Below are 18,182 nucleotides of genomic sequence, written 5' to 3' on the forward strand. Positions count from 1 at the left end.
AAAGTGCTATGTTGTGCAAGTTGTTCAAAGAAGAGGATAATCTGGAAAGTGATAAAATCGCATTTTTACCTGGTTTTGATAATAACTATGCTATACTTCAGTTTTTTTAAACTGATTTCAATTTATGATTGATCTTCATTGTCATAGCTCTTTTTCAGATGGCACTCTCACTCCAGAGGAACTGATAGAAAGAGCAAATAATTTAAAAATTCAATGTTTGTCACTTACTGATCATGATACTGTTGCAGGCTATAGCGCCCTATATGGAGCAGCACTCCATACAACTATTAAAATAGTCAATGGGATAGAATTAAGTACTCGTTGGAAAAAATACGACATTCATATCCTTGGATATCAAATTAATCATACACCGGAGTTGCAAGAATTAATTTTGCATCAAAATAAAAGTCGAATAGAACGAGCCGAGCAAATTGGAGATTCTCTATATTTGGCTGGTATTAATAATGCTTACCATAAAGCGTGTGATTTAGCAGGGCACAAACGTGTAGGAAGGCCTCATTTTGCTCAAGTATTGATTAATGAAGGAAAGACAAGAGATATGAAGTCTGCTTTTAAAAATTACCTTGGAAGAGGCAAATGCGCCTATATTCCAACCATGTGGCTTAGTATGCAGGATGCGGTTAAGGGTATAATGCATGCTGGAGGACAAGCAGTGATAGCTCACCCCCTTAAATATGGATTGACGCGTTCTAAATTGCATGAGTTAATCAATGATTTCAAGGATGTGGGCGGTATTGGCATGGAAGTAGTTTCTGGAGAAATGACTACAGTGCAAATTCAAGAAATGGCTGGGTTATGTAAGCGGTTTGATTTGCTTGCTTCATCAGGATCAGATTACCATGGTGATTCTCAATCACGTATAAACCTTGGACGCCAACAACAATTACCAATAATATGTACGCCTATTTGGCAAGAATGGAATATTAAACAGGGGACTTTATGAGTCAGTTTTTTGCATTACATCCTGATAATCCTCAAGCACGCTTATTGAGAAAAGCAGTTTCAATTATTGAAGATGGGGGGTTAATTGTTTATCCGACAGATTCTGGATATGCGTTAGGTTGCAGTCTAGGTAATAAATCTGCGTTGGAGCGTATTCGTCGTTTACGTCAACTTGATAAACATCATAATATGACTTTGGTTTGTCGCGATTTATCTCAGCTGGGTACTTATGCCAGAGTATCTAACTCTATTTTTAGATTATTGAAAGCTTTTACGCCAGGGTCATATACCTTTATTCTTAATGCAACTCATGAAGTACCTCGCTTAATGCTTCATCCAAAACGTAGAACTTTGGGGTTAAGAGTTCCTGATAATACGATCACCTTATCCTTATTGGAGTGTCTGGAGGCTCCGTTAATGAGCACCACTCTAATTTTGCCAGGGGCTGCGGCTCCATTGAGCGAGCCTGAAGCCATCAGGGATTTGTTAGGAAACCAAATTGATCTAATAATTGATGGTGGAAATTGTGGTCATGAACCGACAACCGTAGTTGATTTAACAGGAGATTATCCGGTAATTATAAGGGAAGGAAAAGGGGATCCCGAACCATTTAGATAATGATGTTTAGCTGTACTTCCCAAGTGATTTCAAGGAATGTATTGGTGTTACTTAAAATGATTGATTAATCTATAACAATAAGAGGAAATTGATGTCAGCGTTATTTACTTCCAATAAACGAGTTGTATCTGGAATGCGTGTCAGTGGAAGATTGCATTTAGGGCATTATCATGGTGTTTTGAAAAATTGGATAAAATTGCAACATCAATACGATTGTTTCTTCTTTGCTGCTGATTGGCATGGTCTAACTACACAATATGAAGAGTCTGGTTTTATTGAGAAACATCTTTGGGATATGATTATTGATTGGTTAGCTTGTGGGGTGAATCCTGGATTATGCAAAATTTTTATTCAATCATGGGTCCCTGAGCATGCTGAATTACATTTACTTTTATCTATGATTACACCTTTGGGATGGTTAGAACGAGTTCCAAGCTATAAAGATCAGCAGGAAAAATTAAAAGAGAAGGATTTATCAACCTATGGTTTTTTGGGATATCCCCTGTTACAAAGTGCCGATGTACTTTTATACCATGCGGATTATGTTCCAGTAGGTGAAGATCAAGTGGCTCATATTGAATTAACTCGTGAGGTGGCCCGAAGGTTTAATTTTCTTTATGGTAAGGAACCCAATTTTGAAGAATTAGCTATTGCAGCTATTAAAAAAATGGGTAAAAAGAATGGGAAAATCTATACTGAATTACGCAGACAATTTCAAGAGCATGGAATCCACGAAGCCATTCATACTGCTCAGGCACTTTTAGAGGATCAACCTAATTTATCGATTGGAGACAAAGAACGATTGCTAGGTTATTTAGAGGGCAGTGGGAAAATTATATTAAATGAACCTCAGCCTTTACTCACAGAGACTGCAAAAATGCCAGGATTGGATGGGCAGAAAATGTCTAAGTCTTATCATAATACGATCATGTTAAGAGAAGAACCGGCTTCGGTTGAAAAGAAAATTTTGACTATGCCAACTGATCCGGCTCGTGTTAAACGTACTGACCCTGGCGAGCCTGAAAAATGTCCTGTTTGGCAATTTCATAAAATATACTCCAATGATGAGGTGAAAGATTGGGTGCAAAAGGGTTGTCGTACTGCTGGAATAGGCTGTATTGATTGCAAAAGGCCGGTTATAGATACTATACAGAAAGAGCTTAAACCGATACAGGATGCAATTGTTGATTATGAGTCTGATTTAGGGTCAGTCAAGCGTATTGTGGCAGAAGGAAGTGAGGCTGCAAGGGAAGAAGGGAGTAAAACTTTAAATACGGTTAGAGAAGTGATGGGGCTTGACTATTAATGAATAGGGAGTTGTTACCCGAACCTCTGGTAAGAGCGGTAGTGGATGGTAAGGAAATTACTCAGATTCCTGACGATTTGTATATTCCCCCTGATGCATTGGAAGTATTACTGGATTCTTTTACAGGTCCATTGGATTTATTGCTGTATCTGATTCGCAAACAAAATATTGATATTCTTGATATCCCTATGACAAGCATAACTAACCAATATTTACAATATATCCAACTCATGGAAAATCGAAGAATGGAATTGGCCGCTGATTATTTGTTAATGGCTGCTGTACTGGCAGAAATTAAGTCCCGGCTCTTATTGCCTGTGATTCCAGATTCTGAAGAAGAAGAGGAAGATCCTCGCATGACTCTGGTTAGACGATTGCAGGCTTATGAGCAAATAAAACAGGCAGCAGAATTATTGGATGTTTTGCCAAGGCAAGACCGCGATAATTTTACATTTCAGGTTAATCCCGATGAAGTTGAGACTATTAAGGTTTATCCTGAAGTCCAGTTGTCTGATTTAATTGAGGCTATGAAATTTTTAATGCAGCGTGAAGAGCATTATTCCAAACATCAGGTTGCCCGTGAATTAATGTCTGTCCGTGAGCGAATGAGCCGTATTCTGTTTCAATTGCAACATCAGAAAATTCTGGAATTCAATCAATTATTCACTCTGAAAGAGGGAAAAATGGGTTTGGTAGTTAGTTTTTTAGCGATTCTTGAATTAGCTAAGCAGTCTTTATTAGTCATTACACAAACCCAACCATTTTCACCTATACATTTACAGGCTGCATAAGATGGTTGAGAATGAATTAAAAAATATTGTTGAATCCTTAATTTTATCCAGTAATGTGCCGCTTACCCTGGAAAAAATACAAGGGGTATTCGACGAATGGCAGAGGCCAACACTAGATAGTTTGCAGTCAGTTATTGATAGTTTAATGGTCGACTATTCCTCTCGTGCTTTCGAACTGATTCAGGTGGCAAGTGGTTATAAGGTACAAACCAAATCTAAATATGGTACTTGGGTTGCACGATTGCAAATTGAAAAGCCTGGGAAATATTCTCGTGCTTTACTTGAAACTTTGGCAATAATTGCTTATAAGCAACCTGTCACCCGTGCGGATATAGAAGAAATACGAGGAGTTGCTGTCAACAGCCAGATCATTAAAACCTTAATGGAAAGAGAATGGATTCGTATTGCCGGTTATAAAGACGTAGCGGGAAAACCAGCAGTTTATACTACAACCAAAGAGTTTTTAAATTACTTCAATTTAAATTATTTAAGTGAACTGCCCTCCTTACCTGAAGTAATGGAATCATTGACATTACAGCAAGTAAACCAATCTACAGAAGAGTGTCTTACAGAATGAGTAGTGAAAGATTGCAGAAAATATTAAGCCAAGCAGGGCTGGGATCTCGTCGTGAAATGGAGCGATGGATTGATAGTGGCTGGGTTCAAGTTAATGGCAAACCTGCCAAGCTGGGTGATTCAGCTGGTCCCCATGACAAAATCACTGTCAAAGGCAAATTGATTCCCAATCCTTTAAAGGTTAAACAAAATACACGAATTCTGCTTTATCATAAGCCAGTAGGTGAGATTTCCAGTCGACATGACCCTAAATTTGAAAAAACAGTATTTGATAATTTGCCACATCTCAGACAAGGACGTTGGGTACAAGTAGGTCGATTGGATTTGAATACTTCTGGTTTGCTTATCTTTACCAATAATGGGGAGTTAGCTAATCAACTAATGCATCCAAAATATGGTTTGGAAAGGGAATATGCGGTTCGAGTGCATGGTCAAGTGAGCCCGGAATCCTTAAATAACTTACTGAAAGGAGTTGTGTTAGATGACGGGCTAGCCAAATTCACCAAAATACAATTCCGTGGTGGGGAGGGAGCTAACTCCTGGTATCATGTGACTCTTAACGAAGGAAGAAACAGAGAGGTTCGTCGATTATGGGAGTCTCAAGGAGTCGAGGTCAGTCGGCTAATAAGAGTACGTTATGGCATGCTTTCCATGCCCAGGTTTTTATCCAGAGGACAGACCTATGAACTTACTCCAAAAGAAGTGACAGATTTTCTTGATTCGTTGCCTAAAGAATTATCTTAGTAGTTTAAATGAGGTCCTAAGCTTTGTTTCTCTCAACGTCAAACTACGATAACAAAAAGTATCTGGCATTTTTTGTCATATTGTTTGTGTTCCTGGCTGCCGTGCATAGACAACCAGGACACTACTAGGAAAGGGTGTTTTTTTTGTTAACTTCTAAATCTTCTTCCGCTTTTTCTACCGCTTTTACAGATTCTGGACGTACGTGTGAGAAAAAGCCCTGGCATGAGCCCAGAGTTGCAACAGTGATCACGGCGTTAACCAGGCTTTTTAGTAGGTTCTTCAGATAGTCACCCCAACCCAAATCCCTTTCTAGAACTGATTTGGCATCTTTTATTGCCTCTTTACAAGCTAATTTGAATTGGTTTCCAGCCTTAGCCTTTTCCTGAGGAATGTTATTACCTTGTAGATCATGCTCATAAACATTACGGGCAGCTATCAAACTGGTTAAAAGTGTATTAGCTGCTTCATGTGCTTTTTTGTATTTATGTTGATCTACTCGGTCAATTTTGAGAGCAAGCTTCTCAAGAATACCATCAATTTTCTTGATAGTTTCATTGACTATGAGTTCTGATTTGGGTTCTTTATGTTGACTTTCGTGTTTATGGTGTTGTTTTTCGAATTGAAGTTCTTCTTGCTCTTTTTTATGTCCCTTAATTTTTCTCATCAGAATTTGTTGCTTAAACTCTATGTTTTCTACTTCTTTATCATTAGAATCAAGAAAAATAATGTTCTTTGCCTTGGGGAACATCATCCCTAATTGAGCTCGCTTTTCTGGAGAAATAGATTTAATTTCATCGAAACTTAAATAAACAGTTTGAATATAAGGTAAAGCCGAGTCAAATTGACTTAAATCGGATGAATTAGTCTTAGTTAATCTTAAGATGTTTCTCAAATCAATAGAGGTCACATTTTCTGGAATAGCTTTATAACACTGAGCTTGTTCTTCGTGAGTTAAATACTCCATGATGCTCTCTTTCAAGTTAATGTGAGTGACTGATTTTGGAATAACAGCAAAGAGATTACTTATGTGCGTAGCATTCCTAGAGCATACCGCCATATCAAGGCGAATCAAATTGGAAGGAAGTTTAGAAAATATCTCCAGTAATTCCTCATGACTTAGTTTTTCGTTAAAATGTACAAGATCCAGATTCAGGTGAGTTAGATTCTTAGGAAGATTAGTAAAAATATTAGCTATTTCCTCGCCACTGAATCTTGTTAAATTTAGCAAACTTAAATTTAAGTAAGTCAAGCTTTGTGGTAGTTGGGCTATAATATTAGCCAATTCAGTGCCACTTACTTTATCAAGATAATTGCCACCACCACACATATTAAGGTGTTTAAGTTTAGTTAGGCTTTTAATGATAGAAAAACGATCAAATAATTCTTTATAACTGAGAGGCTCAATTGGTTGATAACCGTCTATTCTAAGTTCGGTTGTTTCTGAAGGAATCTCATGAAACTCTTCTTTTTTTGTCCAAATTTTAAGATGTACTTTCATATATTTGATTATAAAAACAACTTTAAGATTATAAATTATACGACAATGAAAAAATAAATTCAAATTAAGTTATTCTTAAATATAAATTACTGATGAAAGTATGGGCATTTATAAAATACACACCATTCTGTACATTTTATTATCTTTTTGTTCGCGGAGTAATATTAATGAATTGTATCAAGAATAAATCGTTAAGGTTGATCAAGAAAAATCTGATTAATATTTGATATTAAACCTTACTGCCTGGAATATTTACCTATAAGCTCACTCGTTTCAAGAATATGGCTTTGCATGGCATATTCTACATCGTGCTTTGATGCAGTTTCATCCAAAGATAACAAGGCATCTAAAGCATATAACTTAAAAAAATACCTGTGTGTTCCGCTAGGTGGACAGGGTCCGCCGTAACCTGCTTTTCCCCAGCTGTTTTTGCAGCTAATTGCTGAGTTGGGTATATCGATGGCAGCGTCTAATTCCCTGCAATTTGCCGGTACGTTGAATAAAATCCAGTGAATCCAAACACCCATTGGTGCATCTGGATCATCCATAATTAATACAAAGGATTTGGTATTTTGAGGCGGATCTTCCCACATGAGGGGTGGTGGATAATCTGCTCCATGGCAAGTAAATTCATCAGGAATGAATGCATTGTGTTCAAACGCTGGACTGGTAAGCGATAAACTCAAAATACTCTCCTTAGGTGTTTGGATACAGCATTATGAATTTTAATCATTAGGTGTTTGTTTACTGCTTAACACCTATAGCTTATATTAGCACTGATACTTTTCCTCTTCCACTAAGTTCTGTTTCAACCAAGGTTTCTCGACTCGATCTGGAAATGTCAACAGCCCTAATAATGTACTTCCTAATTTTGAAGATTTATTATAATGCTAACAGGTTTGAGATAAAATAGGATATTTTAACCCTATGTTAATGCAGGAATTTGATCTTGATAACGTACGAAGAGAGAACAATTGAAATTCCAGGATTTACTATCGCTCTTAAAATCTGGAACTCCGATAATCCTAATCCGGTGTTGTGTTTGCATGGTAAAATGGATAATGCGGCGAGCTTTGATTTGTTAGCGCCCTTATTAGTTGATAGGCAACTGGTTGCTGTGGATTATCCTGGGACAGGATTATCAAGCCACTATCCTGAAGGGGTTGTTCCTCATTGGAAAAATGATGCTTTTTTGATGTGCCATGTCATCAAGGCATTGAAGTGGAAACGATTTGATATTATTGCTCATTCATTGGGCTCATTTTTGGCAGCTGTTATAGCAATTAACCAACCCAATCAAGTCCGGAAACTTGTATTTTTGGATATTTTAGGGCCAACAGTGAACATTATTGAAAACAGTATTGCTTATTTGCCATTAAATATTGAAACCTATTTAACATTTGGTCAGCAACAGAGAACTGTATTTGTCAGTCAGGATTCTGCTATAAAAGACCGCATGAACATTGGTAATATAAGCTATCAGGCCGCCCAAGCTCTGGTTCAACGTGGCACAAAAGAAAGCAAAGAGGGTTGGGTTTGGACTTTTGATCCCCGATTACGATGTATTAGTTCCACTATTCCACATGAAGATGAAATTAGAGCGATGTTACGTGCTATTGAAACGCCTGTTTGTCTTATTCTTGCCAATCAGGGGGTGTCTTATCCCGAAGCTGTTTTTGAAGGTCGAGCTCAATCAATAAGAAATTTAATCATACATAGGGTACAAGGAGGTCATCATGTACACATGGATGACCCTGCTCCTGTTGCTGAGATTATTTCTCAATATTTGAGATCCTAATGTCTTTTTTAGCACTTTTCCTATTATCATAAGATGACTTGTTTTGGTAAAATTTTGTCCTTTATTGTTGTGTAGAAAAGATTGATAGTCTGCCATGCTATGATATACAATTGCCCACTTTATTTATTAGTGGAGCATGGACATGCCTAATTGGTTTACTAAAGCCCTTAATAAGGGAGAAAGGTTGCTTGTCGAGGCAACTGAGGAATTGCTTGACGAAAGTGAGGTCCATAAGGCAGTGAGTCAGTTGCGTTTGCGTGTCGAACAGATTTTAAATGCGAATAAATCAAAACTTAAAGAACAGGTAAAGGTAATGGAGGCTGCTAAAGGTTTCCTTCGTGACCTAAGTATTATCCTGGATGAAGATTCCAGATTGAGATACCCTCATGCTCCGATAAATCAATACCTCCTGGCTGATCAATGTACGGATATTATCCATAAATACAAACCATCTTTAGAGTCAGCGCCTGGATTTTGGAACCAGTTAAAAGCGCATATCAATAATTTTATTGAAATAGTGTTTGGTATTGAAGTCTTCTCTACTCAACTCACCATGTTTTCCAAAGATGCTGATTTTATTAAGTGTAAAAGAAAGCTCTCTGTTTTAAAGGAGTCGCTCGTGAGTAACGAACCTGGTGAGCCTGTTTGTATTTTTTATTGATGGGTCAATAATAGTTCCCTTTGTCTAAGGAGAATGTGCAATGCTAAAATATGGATTGGTCGCTTTATCCTCAGGTAAACAATTTTTTAGTAGGGTTTTCATGATCAAGTTCTTAAGTCTGCTTTTAGCATTCTGTTTCATCAATGCGCCGGTATTGGCAGCAAAAAAATCTGATTATTACAATTTATTTAAAAAATATAATGCCTGTTTTATTCTCTATGATTTAAACAATAACAAGATCGTCAGTGAATATAACCCAAATTCTCGATGTTCAGAGAGAATAGCACCTGATTCAACTTTTAAAATTCCACTGTCTTTAATGGCATTCAATCAAGGAACAATTAACCAGCAGACTGTCTTTAAATGGAATGGCACTAAGGAAGATTTAGCTGATTGGAATCAAGATCAAACTCCTGCCAGCTGGCTTAAATATTCTGTTGTTTGGGTGTCACAACAAATTACGCAACAGATGGGTTATGCACAAATCAAGCATTATTTGGCTGGTTTTGATTATGGTAATCAGGATTTCAGTGGGGATCCTGGTAGAAAAAACGGTCTTGCCTATGCCTGGTTAAGCAGTAGCCTAAAAATATCGGCATTGGAGCAATTAAACTTTCTAAAAGCCATGTTAAGCAATGAACTGCCACTTACTCCAGAGGCAATACATATTACCAGAAAAAACATGTACTTAGGAAAATTGGAGAACGGAGCAGATTATTATGGTAAGACAGGTTCCGGGAGACATGGGCGAAACGAAAGACAAAAAAATCCCAGTAGACTACGAGATGGTTGGTTTGTAGGTTTTGTGGAAAATGGTAAGCAACGATACATTTTCGTGAGTAATTTGACAGATAAAGAACCTGTTATTGCCGAGGGAAGCAACCCGAATGCGCCACTGTTACCTTATGGCAGCGCTCTATTGAAGCCAATTACTATGAAAATTTTGAATGATTATTTTTCAAAATCGGGTAACAACAATAGTTAATTCGTATCCATCGCGTATCCACATCCCCAGTTGATGGGTAGAGTTTAATATTCTGGAAAACCGATGGATAACCCAGGTATTTCAATTTTATCAATATATTAATTTTTATTTAGCATGTCGCCAGTCATTCAAAATCGGCAATACTTGTCTCTCTATTTTAAGAGGATTTCAATGTTGGAGTACTGATTAATTCTTCTCCGTCTTCCTTTTTTAAACCCGAAAATATTAATCCTGAAAGAAAAGTAAGTATTCCCAGAGATAAAAAAGTTATTTGAAAAGTTTTTAGAGACAAAACGAGATGTTCGGAGGTCTGGTAAGTGAATAGGCTCACTAATATGGCCGATATCGCGACTCCAAAACTTTGAGATAACTGTTGAATGGTACTCATGATGCTGGTTGCGTTACTGATATCATTTTCATCAATGTTGGCGTAGGCAAGTGAGTTCATTCCGGTATACTGTAATGCAATAAAAAAACCATAAATAAAAGTTAAAAAGCCAATTTGATAAATTGAAGTGTTTTGGTTAATAAATAAAAAGGACCAAAGAGAAAAGCTGACCAGAATTGTATTTAAAATTAATAATTTTTTATAACCTAACATGCGTAATATGGAAAATGACAATGGTTTAACCAAGAAGACGCCAAGTGCGACAGGAGCTAGCAACATACCAGATAAACGTGGAGAGTATCCAAGAATAATTTGAAACAGTAAGGGCAATAAAAATGGTACTCCTCCGAAACTTAAACGTGCTAACAAATTACCTAATACAGCAATACGAAAGGTTCTAGTATGTAATAAAGCCACTTTAACTATAGGGTGACTCATTTTGCGAGAGTGTTGGGTGTAGCTAGCCAGCAACAGGGTAGATAAAATAATAATCAAACTAGAGTAGCCAATACCTGCTTCAGTCTCGCTAAACATGGATAAACCTAAAGTTAAAAAGGCTAATCCAGTTCCAAAAAGTACAAATCCTGCTTTATCTAAAGGTGGAACAGGCCTTGGTAGCATGGTAGGGAGTAGTTTGTATGATAAAATCATGGCTAGTAAACCCACAGGAACATTAACCCAAAATATCCAGCGCCAGGAAAAATGATCGGTAATAACACCTCCAAGTAATGGACCAAGCAACATACCTAAAGACGCAACCATTACGACAATAGTCATCTTGGTAAGCAATTCATGGCGCTCACAAGTTCTTAAAATAATTAAGCGTCCTACGGGCATGGTTAGTGAACCGCCTAACCCTTGAATAATTCTGGCTAATACCAGTTCCATGAGGTTTTCAGTGAATCCGCACCATAAAGAACTCAAGGTAAATATGCCTATAGCGGTTATAAATACCTTTTTAATACCATACTTGTCAGCTATCCATCCACTGATAGGGATAAAAACTGCCAAACTTAAAAGATAACTGATTAAAGCAAGTTTCAGGTCAAGTGGATTGACCTTTAAACTATGAGCCATCACTGGGATAGCGGTATTGAGAATTGTAGTATCTATGGCCTCCATGAACATGGCACAAGATACAATAAACATAATAATATTTTTCTTCATAATGCTTACTTAAGAGTAAAAGGCTTTAACTTTTACTAACTTGAAATTCTATGAGAGTCACAAGACCACTCCAATATTTGGTCCAATGATGGTCATAATAATCTTTGTTTTTAACTCGCTTAAGCAAAATACCATTTTCAACCTTAAATAACGGAGCTGTGTCATTGATCTGTTCAATTTTAGAGTAATCAGGAAATACATCCATTTCAGGGTAATGCTCAGGGAGAACTCCAGTCATAAACGTATTATAAATGCTATCAGCAGAACGTTGCATAGCATCCACCATGACAGCTCTTTGTAGCTCCGCTTCAGGTTTATATAAGTATCCATCACCATATGCAAACCAACTTATACCCTCACTATTAACTACATTTAACCCATGTTTATTATCTTCATTATGCATCAAATTGGCTATCAGCAGATTTAGAACAGAAGGTAGTAAAATATCATGCCCTATGGCTCGTCTAGGGGTACGCATATGCCCTGCGGAAAAAGAATCTGTTAAGTAATGATTAGCAAAAGCATTTTGAGCATAGGCTAACTCAAGGAACGCATTGGCTTCCTCTATAAGTCCTTCTTGCTTTTTTCGATAGGCTTTTAGTGCTGTTTCCAAGGCAAATTGATGACCTGTTTTATACGCTATAAGTGAGTCAGGAGCAAAATGATCATAATTAACTTGTGCTAATTTAATATAATTTCCAAAGGGTATAAAGCCGCTGATTATGCTTCCGCCGCAGGTGAGCTTGTTTAATTCCTTACTGATATCCATTTCATGTTGATTGTAATAATCCCAATCATTTGATCCATTTTGTCGTGACTGTTTGAGTTCATTAGCCAAATTTATAAAATATTGATTAAGCTGAGTCAGTTGGTTAAGTGGATTAGAACAGCGTTTGTCTTTTTTATTTCCTAAAGTTCCAATGGCATCAAACTGAGCCTGAAAACAAGTTAACCTGTCTTTTTCAGAACAATTTGATATGGGTCTTGCTGGATTTCCAAACATGTCGCCACCATACATGACGATATCACCATAACTCAGTTTTACTCCATTTGGCAAAGTCAATTTTATTATTCCGTTAGTAGTATTAATACCAGGTAGGTGAAGCTGTACCAAATCTCCTATGCTTTTATGTTCGAGATTGGCAAAACCTGCGCCAAATTTTTCCAGCAATTGAATGGTTGTTTGGTATGAGATTGTTTTGATAGATGATGCTTCGTGGGCATTGAGGTTGTAGGTGATTAACAATGACAAAGACAAAGCTCGTGTGATATTCTTTAACATTATGCATTCCTTTGATTATTTCGCCCGCTAAATGGGCATTTTTTGTTTTTTATATCCATACAACATTCTAAAAATGTAGCATGAGATTTTTATAATTGATAATTATTTGAGAACTATTTCATGAGAAAAGTGAAACCAAAACCAAATCCAATTCCACAAACTACCCAGATTGTTAATTTAAGTCATGATGGAAAAGGTGTGGCGCGAATTAACGGTAAGGCAACTTTTATTCAAGGAGCATTACCTAATGAGCTGGTTGAATTTCAATATACGCGTGTGAAAAAAGATTTTGATGAGGGAAAACTATTATCAATTGTCGAATCATCTTCTTTAAGAGTCGAGCCAAAGTGCCCTCATTATCAAATGTGTGGGGGTTGCTCTTTACAACATATGAGTGCTGAGGAACAAATTCGTTTTAAACAATCACATCTTTTGGATTTGTTGTCACGCTATGGACATACCGAACCCCAAACTGTGTTATCACCTTTAACATCTCATCCTTGGAATTATAGGAATAAAGCACGTTTAAGTACTCGTTTTGTAGAAAAGAAACAAACTACTATGGTTGGATTTAGAGAGCGGAATAATCCAAGATACATAACTGAGATTAATCAATGTCCTATTCTTAATGCGAAATTAGACGCTGATATTGTTCACTTGAGAAAATTAATTGATACTATGGAAGATAAGCATTGTATTGCACAAATTGAAGTTGCTGCAGGTGATGATGAAGTTGCCCTGATTTTCCGAAATTTGTCGCCGCTAACATCACAAGATGAGTTAAAAATTCAGGAATTTGCACAACAATTCCAATACAAAATTTTTCTACAGCCAGGTGGACCTGATACTGTTTTCTCTTTTTATCCTCCCAATGCCCATGACTATTTAAGCTATCAGCTGCCAGATTACAAAATTACCTTTCAATTTCATCCTAATGATTTTACCCAGGTGAACGCCGGGCTAAATAGAAAGATGGTAAGTCAGGCATTACAACTTATGGAATTAAAAAGTTCTGATATAGTGCTAGACTTATTTTGTGGGCTGGGTAATTTTTCACTTCCCATGGCTAAATTATGCTCTAGAGTGATTGGAGTTGAAGGAAGCAAAAATATGGTTGAAAGAGCCTATATGAATGCCAGGGCTAACCATATTGCCAATGCCGATTTTTATGCTGCCAATCTTGATGATGTAATGGAAGTAAGGAATCTGGTTAATACTTCATTTAATAAAGTTTTAATTGATCCACCCAGGTCTGGTGCGCTTGAAATTGTAAAGCAAATTGATTCAATTAATCCTGAGCGTATAGTATATGTATCTTGTAATCCGGTCACATTGGCTCGTGATACTGATATTTTGGTTAATCAAAAAGGTTACGTTTTGATAACAGCTGGAGTGATGGATATGTTTCCACACACAGCACATGTCGAGTCTATAGCCTTGTTTCAAAAAGGATAATAGGTATGGTAAGAGTAAAAGATACTACTCCTTTGACTTCAGATGGCAGTATTGATGTAGAAATGTGGTTACATCATCTTGGCTCAAAAGGGTATTTGGATAATCTTGAGCTCATACGAAATGCGTGTACATTAAGTCAATTAGCTGGGCAAGATCATGCTACTGAAACAGGACAAACTTGTTTACAACAAGGCCTGTCTATGGCTGATTTACTTGCAGATTTGGAAGTAGATCAGGAGACCTTGGCTGCGGCAATTATTTTTGAAAATGTTCATTATGCCGATTTGTCCATTGATGATGTTGAAGAGCAATTAGGTCATAACATTGCTAAATTGGTCAGAGGCATAGAAAAGATGAGTGCCATGAACAATTTCCAAGCTTTGAATAAATACCCGCAAAACAAAAATCAAATTGACAATATTCGTAAAATGCTCCTGGCAATGGTAGATGATGTGCGGGCTGTTTTAATCAAATTGGCTGAATGCCTGTGTATATTAAGAACCGCGGGACATCTGTCTGAGGCTGTCCGTAAACAGCTTGCAACAGAAGCTATGGAAATTTACGCCCCTTTAGCCAACCGATTAGGAATAGGAGCTATAAAGTGGGAAATGGAAGATTTGGCTTTCCGTTATTTACATCCGGAAGAATATAAGGCTATTGCCAAGGGATTGAAAGCCAAACGATTGGATAGAGACAATTTTGTTAACAAAATTGTTGAGCAATTTGAACACCAGATTCGTGCAACGGGAGCTCATCACTTCGCTGTTTATGGACGTTCCAAACATATCCATAGTATTTATAAAAAAATGAAACGCAAAAACGTATCATTAGATGAAATATATGATGCAACTGCAGTTCGTGTTCTGGTCGATACTGAGGCACAATGTTATGAGGTACTGGGTATGGCTCATACTTTGTGGAAACAAATTCCAGCTGAATTTGATGATTATATTATTAATCCAAAACCCAATGGTTATCAGTCTCTTCATACAGCAGTTGAAGGTCCGGAAGGAAGAGTTTTTGAGGTGCAAATCAGAACGTTCCTTATGCATGATTTAGCAGAAATGGGTGTGGCCGCGCATTGGAAATACAAGGAAGGAGGTGTTACCCAAAAAGAAAGCCATGAACGCAAAATTGAATGGTTAAGAGATGTATTAGCATGGCATCAGGAGATGGCAGCTAACAAAGGTGTCTCTGAAAACATTACAACGGAATTCCTTGAAGACAGAGTATACGTCTTTACTCCGGATGGTGATGTACTGGATTTGCCTCATGGAGTTACTCCTTTGGATTTTGCTTATCATGTTCATAGTGATTTGGGACATCGATGTCGAGGGGCTAAGGTAAATGGCCATATAGTGCCTTTGACGTATCAATTGAAAACAGGTGATCGAGTTGAGGTTTTGACTGGAAAGGAAATTAAGCCATCAAGAGATTGGATCAATCCTCATTTGAATTATTTAAAGACAGCAAGAGCCAAGGCTAAAGTATTACACTGGTTTAAAATGCAGGATTATGAGGATAATATACGAGATGGCCGAGAATTATTAGAAAAGGAATTAAAATCCTTAGGCATTAAATCAGATAAACTGCATGAGGTTGCTGCTGCCCTTAACTATAAAAAAACAGATGATCTTTATGCCAATTTGGGTCGTGGTGATATTAAAATAGGTCAGATTGTCAATCGGTTAGCGCCCCCAGATACCTCTGAGCAGAATTTACAAAAATTTGTAAGACAACAACAAAAACCAGAAGTAACGGGCAGTGATCTTCGAATCGAAGGAGTGGGCAATTTATTAACGTTTATGGCAAGGTGCTGCCAACCTGTTCCAGGTGATGAAATAATAGGGTATATCACAATTGGAAGAGGCGTATCAGTCCATAGAAAGGATTGTCCTAATATTATTCATGCGAGCGAGAAGCAAAAACGACGGTTTATTCAAGTCAATTGGGGTAGTGCAACGCGAGAAAATTATGTTGTCGATGTTTTAATCAAGGCTTTTGATCGGTCCGAGTTGTTAAAAGATGTCACTTCGTTACTTTCAAATGAAAAGGCCCATGTCTATGCCCTACAGACCCAGAGCAATAAACAGGAAAACATGGCTTATATTACTTTAACTGTAGAAATAGATGGTTTACACAGTTTGTCGCGTCTATTAGCTAAACTGGAACAGATTCCCAATGTGTTGGAAGCCAGAAGGCAGTTATAACTCTAACATTTTAACTCAGGTTCGTGCAGAGCAAGATCCAACTCTCATTACCACATCAAGCCCGTTTTAGCGAAGCGTGATATGTGGAATTCCTCTGTATTACGGTTTTGCCTAATACAGGCTAAAAAATAAATCCAGCGACGACCGCTCTGTGCTCACTTAACAAGACATTATAAGTTCTACAAGCGGCACCTATGGACATGCATTCTATACCTATTCTATTTTGTGAAAATCGACTCATTAGAGAAGCAGGTAACATTTTACCTGTTTGCAGAGAGCCAATAATAATTAATTCTGGTTTGCTTCGTAATAATAAATCGATGTATGAATCATTTATTTCCTGGATGTCTTTAATTACAAAATCAGTAATGATTTCTTCTCTGGAAACAATTAAACTAGCTTCATAAATTATGGAATTAATCTGAATCTTTTTATCGCTATAGGCTTCTACAGCATATTGCTCAGCAGTTTCTAGATTGATGTTCATGGTTTTAAAGAATTCATTAAGTTATAGTGGTTAACAGTATATCACAGAGGTCAATATTATGAGCCAATTTCCACGCATTAAACGCTTACCCCCTTATGTATTTAATACGATAAATCAGCTTAAGATGGAAGCGCGAGCAAGGGGTGAGGACATCATAGACTTTGGTATGGGGAATCCTGATCAACCAACACCTCCACATATCGTTAATAAACTGATTGAGGTGGCTCAAAGACCCGATACCCATAGATATTCTATGTCGAAAGGAATACCCAGATTACGCCGTGCAATGGCAACATGGTACCTGCGACACTATGACGTACACTTAGACAGTGAAACTCAAATATTAACTACTATCGGATCGAAAGAAGGTCTTGCGCATCTGGCTTTAGCAATTTCTGGTCCAGGTGATACTATTTTGGTTCCTGATCCAGCTTATCCTATTCATACTTATGGATTTATTATCGCTGGTGCTAATGTAAAGCAAATTCCTTTAATTGATGAGATTCAATTTTTAGATGCAGTAGAAGATGCTATTAACAGAACCTGGCCGAAACCCAAGGCTCTGGTCTTAAACTTCCCCGCCAATCCTAGTACACACTGTGTTGAATACGAATTTTTTGAAAAAGTGGTTGATCTTGCCAAGCGTAATAAAATTTGGATTATCCATGATTTAGCCTATGCTGATATAGTATTTGATGGGTATAAAGCACCTTCAATTTTGCAAGTTCCTGGCGCAATAGATATCGCTATCGAAACTTATTCCATGTCAAAGTCTTATAATATGCCCGGTTGGCGTGTTGGATTTGCTTGCGGTAATGAAGAGCTGGTTGCTGCTTTGACACGCATTAAATCCTACTTGGATTACGGTACTTTTACTCCTATACAGGTTGCTGCTATTGCAGCTCTGGAAGGACCTGATGATTGTGTGCTAGAGATAAGAGATCTGTATGAAAAACGTCGTAATCTTTTGTGTGATGGCTTAAATGATATTGGTTGGGAAGTTAGTAAACCAAAGGGAACCATGTTCGTCTGGGCTCCTATACCCCTCAATTACCGTGATATGGGTTCACTTGAGTTTAGTAAATACTTGTTAAAAGAGGCTCAAGTGGCTGTTTCACCTGGTATAGGCTTTGGACAACAAGGTGATGGGTATGTACGGTTCGGCTTAATTGAAAATAAAGACAGAACCCGACAAGCACTAAGGAATCTCAAAGCCTTGTTTAAGAGAGATGGTCTACTTAGGGCTGTTTAAG

The 18,182-nt window shown here is 37.4% G+C and carries 17 protein-coding genes; 12 read left to right on the forward strand and 5 right to left on the reverse strand.

The genetic code is table 11. The features are described from left to right. The first annotated feature begins 124 nt into the window (after positions 1 to 124). The 6 genes from ACZ5EK_RS07495 (at position 125) to rluB (ending at position 4,998) form a co-directional block, all read left to right on the forward strand. Positions 125 to 964, forward strand: coding sequence for a PHP domain-containing protein (locus ACZ5EK_RS07495; RefSeq protein WP_464432328.1), 840 nt, complete (start codon positions 125 to 127; stop codon positions 962 to 964). Continuing rightward, positions 961 to 1,581 carry an L-threonylcarbamoyladenylate synthase gene (locus ACZ5EK_RS07500; protein WP_464432329.1) on the forward strand — a complete coding sequence of 207 codons (621 nt, stop codon included), beginning with the start codon at positions 961 to 963 and terminating at the stop codon, positions 1,579 to 1,581. Before ACZ5EK_RS07495 ends, ACZ5EK_RS07500 begins: the two co-directional genes overlap by 4 nt. Before the next feature lie 91 nt (positions 1,582 to 1,672). Further along, positions 1,673 to 2,887 carry a tryptophan--tRNA ligase gene (locus ACZ5EK_RS07505; protein WP_464432330.1) on the forward strand — a complete coding sequence of 405 codons (1,215 nt, stop codon included), beginning with the start codon at positions 1,673 to 1,675 and terminating at the stop codon, positions 2,885 to 2,887. After that, complete coding sequence (locus tag ACZ5EK_RS07510) at positions 2,887 to 3,678, forward strand: segregation and condensation protein A (protein ID WP_464432331.1); 792 nt, start codon at positions 2,887 to 2,889, stop codon at positions 3,676 to 3,678. The genes ACZ5EK_RS07505 and ACZ5EK_RS07510 overlap by 1 nt, the downstream gene beginning before the upstream one ends. Position 3,679: 1 nt before the next feature. After that, entirely contained in the window at positions 3,680 to 4,255 is a 576-nt protein-coding gene (scpB, locus tag ACZ5EK_RS07515) for an SMC-Scp complex subunit ScpB (RefSeq protein ID WP_464432332.1), read from the forward strand. Beyond that, complete coding sequence (rluB, locus tag ACZ5EK_RS07520; RefSeq protein ID WP_464432333.1) at positions 4,252 to 4,998, forward strand: 23S rRNA pseudouridine(2605) synthase RluB; 747 nt, start codon at positions 4,252 to 4,254, stop codon at positions 4,996 to 4,998. The genes scpB and rluB overlap by 4 nt, the downstream gene beginning before the upstream one ends. A 124-nt stretch (positions 4,999 to 5,122) precedes the next feature. Here rluB and ACZ5EK_RS07525 read toward each other — a convergent pair whose 3' ends face one another. Continuing rightward, entirely contained in the window at positions 5,123 to 6,496 is a 1,374-nt protein-coding gene (locus tag ACZ5EK_RS07525; protein WP_464432334.1) for a hypothetical protein, read from the reverse strand. A gap of 236 nt (positions 6,497 to 6,732) precedes the next feature. Continuing rightward, complete coding sequence (locus ACZ5EK_RS07530) at positions 6,733 to 7,182, reverse strand: YbhB/YbcL family Raf kinase inhibitor-like protein (protein ID WP_464432335.1); 450 nt, start codon at positions 7,180 to 7,182, stop codon at positions 6,733 to 6,735. Positions 7,183 to 7,445: 263 nt separating this feature from the next. On the opposite strand from ACZ5EK_RS07530, the gene ACZ5EK_RS07535 reads away from it, so the two are divergent. From ACZ5EK_RS07535 to ACZ5EK_RS07545, 3 genes are all read left to right on the forward strand, one after another. Then, positions 7,446 to 8,294, forward strand: coding sequence for an alpha/beta fold hydrolase (locus tag ACZ5EK_RS07535; RefSeq protein WP_464432336.1), 849 nt, complete (start codon positions 7,446 to 7,448; stop codon positions 8,292 to 8,294). Between the two features lie 142 nt (positions 8,295 to 8,436). Beyond that, entirely contained in the window at positions 8,437 to 8,955 is a 519-nt protein-coding gene (locus ACZ5EK_RS07540; RefSeq protein ID WP_464432337.1) for a lpg1453 family Dot/Icm T4SS effector, read from the forward strand. A gap of 40 nt (positions 8,956 to 8,995) precedes the next feature. Continuing rightward, positions 8,996 to 9,940 carry a penicillin-binding transpeptidase domain-containing protein gene (locus ACZ5EK_RS07545; RefSeq protein WP_464432338.1) on the forward strand — a complete coding sequence of 315 codons (945 nt, stop codon included), beginning with the start codon at positions 8,996 to 8,998 and terminating at the stop codon, positions 9,938 to 9,940. Between the two features lie 157 nt (positions 9,941 to 10,097). Here ACZ5EK_RS07545 and ACZ5EK_RS07550 read toward each other — a convergent pair whose 3' ends face one another. Together ACZ5EK_RS07550 and ACZ5EK_RS07555 are read right to left on the reverse strand one after the other, a co-directional pair. Further along, positions 10,098 to 11,495: a DHA2 family efflux MFS transporter permease subunit gene (locus ACZ5EK_RS07550; RefSeq protein WP_464432339.1), complete on the reverse strand. Its 1,398-nt coding sequence runs from the start codon at positions 11,493 to 11,495 to the stop codon at positions 10,098 to 10,100. Positions 11,496 to 11,520: 25 nt separating this feature from the next. Then, a complete protein-coding gene (locus tag ACZ5EK_RS07555) occupies positions 11,521 to 12,777 on the reverse strand; it encodes a phospholipase (RefSeq protein WP_464432340.1) in 1,257 nt (418 codons plus the stop codon). A gap of 120 nt (positions 12,778 to 12,897) precedes the next feature. Here ACZ5EK_RS07555 and rlmD point away from each other — a divergent pair, with 120 nt between their 5' ends. Then, a complete protein-coding gene (rlmD, locus tag ACZ5EK_RS07560; RefSeq protein ID WP_464432341.1) occupies positions 12,898 to 14,232 on the forward strand; it encodes a 23S rRNA (uracil(1939)-C(5))-methyltransferase RlmD in 1,335 nt (444 codons plus the stop codon). A gap of 5 nt (positions 14,233 to 14,237) precedes the next feature. Beyond that, the gene (gene relA / locus ACZ5EK_RS07565) at positions 14,238 to 16,442 is read left to right on the forward strand and encodes a GTP diphosphokinase (RefSeq protein WP_464432342.1); all 2,205 of its coding nucleotides are present in this window, start codon (positions 14,238 to 14,240) and stop codon (positions 16,440 to 16,442) included. Positions 16,443 to 16,563: 121 nt separating this feature from the next. On the opposite strand, the gene ACZ5EK_RS07570 is transcribed toward relA, so the two are convergent. Then, the gene (locus ACZ5EK_RS07570; protein WP_464432343.1) at positions 16,564 to 16,929 is read right to left on the reverse strand and encodes an Mth938-like domain-containing protein; all 366 of its coding nucleotides are present in this window, start codon (positions 16,927 to 16,929) and stop codon (positions 16,564 to 16,566) included. A 58-nt stretch (positions 16,930 to 16,987) separates the two neighbouring features. Here ACZ5EK_RS07570 and alaC point away from each other — a divergent pair, with 58 nt between their 5' ends. Then, positions 16,988 to 18,181 (forward strand): alanine transaminase, encoded by a 1,194-nt coding sequence (gene alaC / locus ACZ5EK_RS07575; protein WP_464432344.1) that lies wholly within the window; start codon positions 16,988 to 16,990, stop codon positions 18,179 to 18,181. Position 18,182 lies beyond the last annotated feature (1 nt).

This window comes from Legionella sp. JM-2024 (assembly GCF_055389095.1).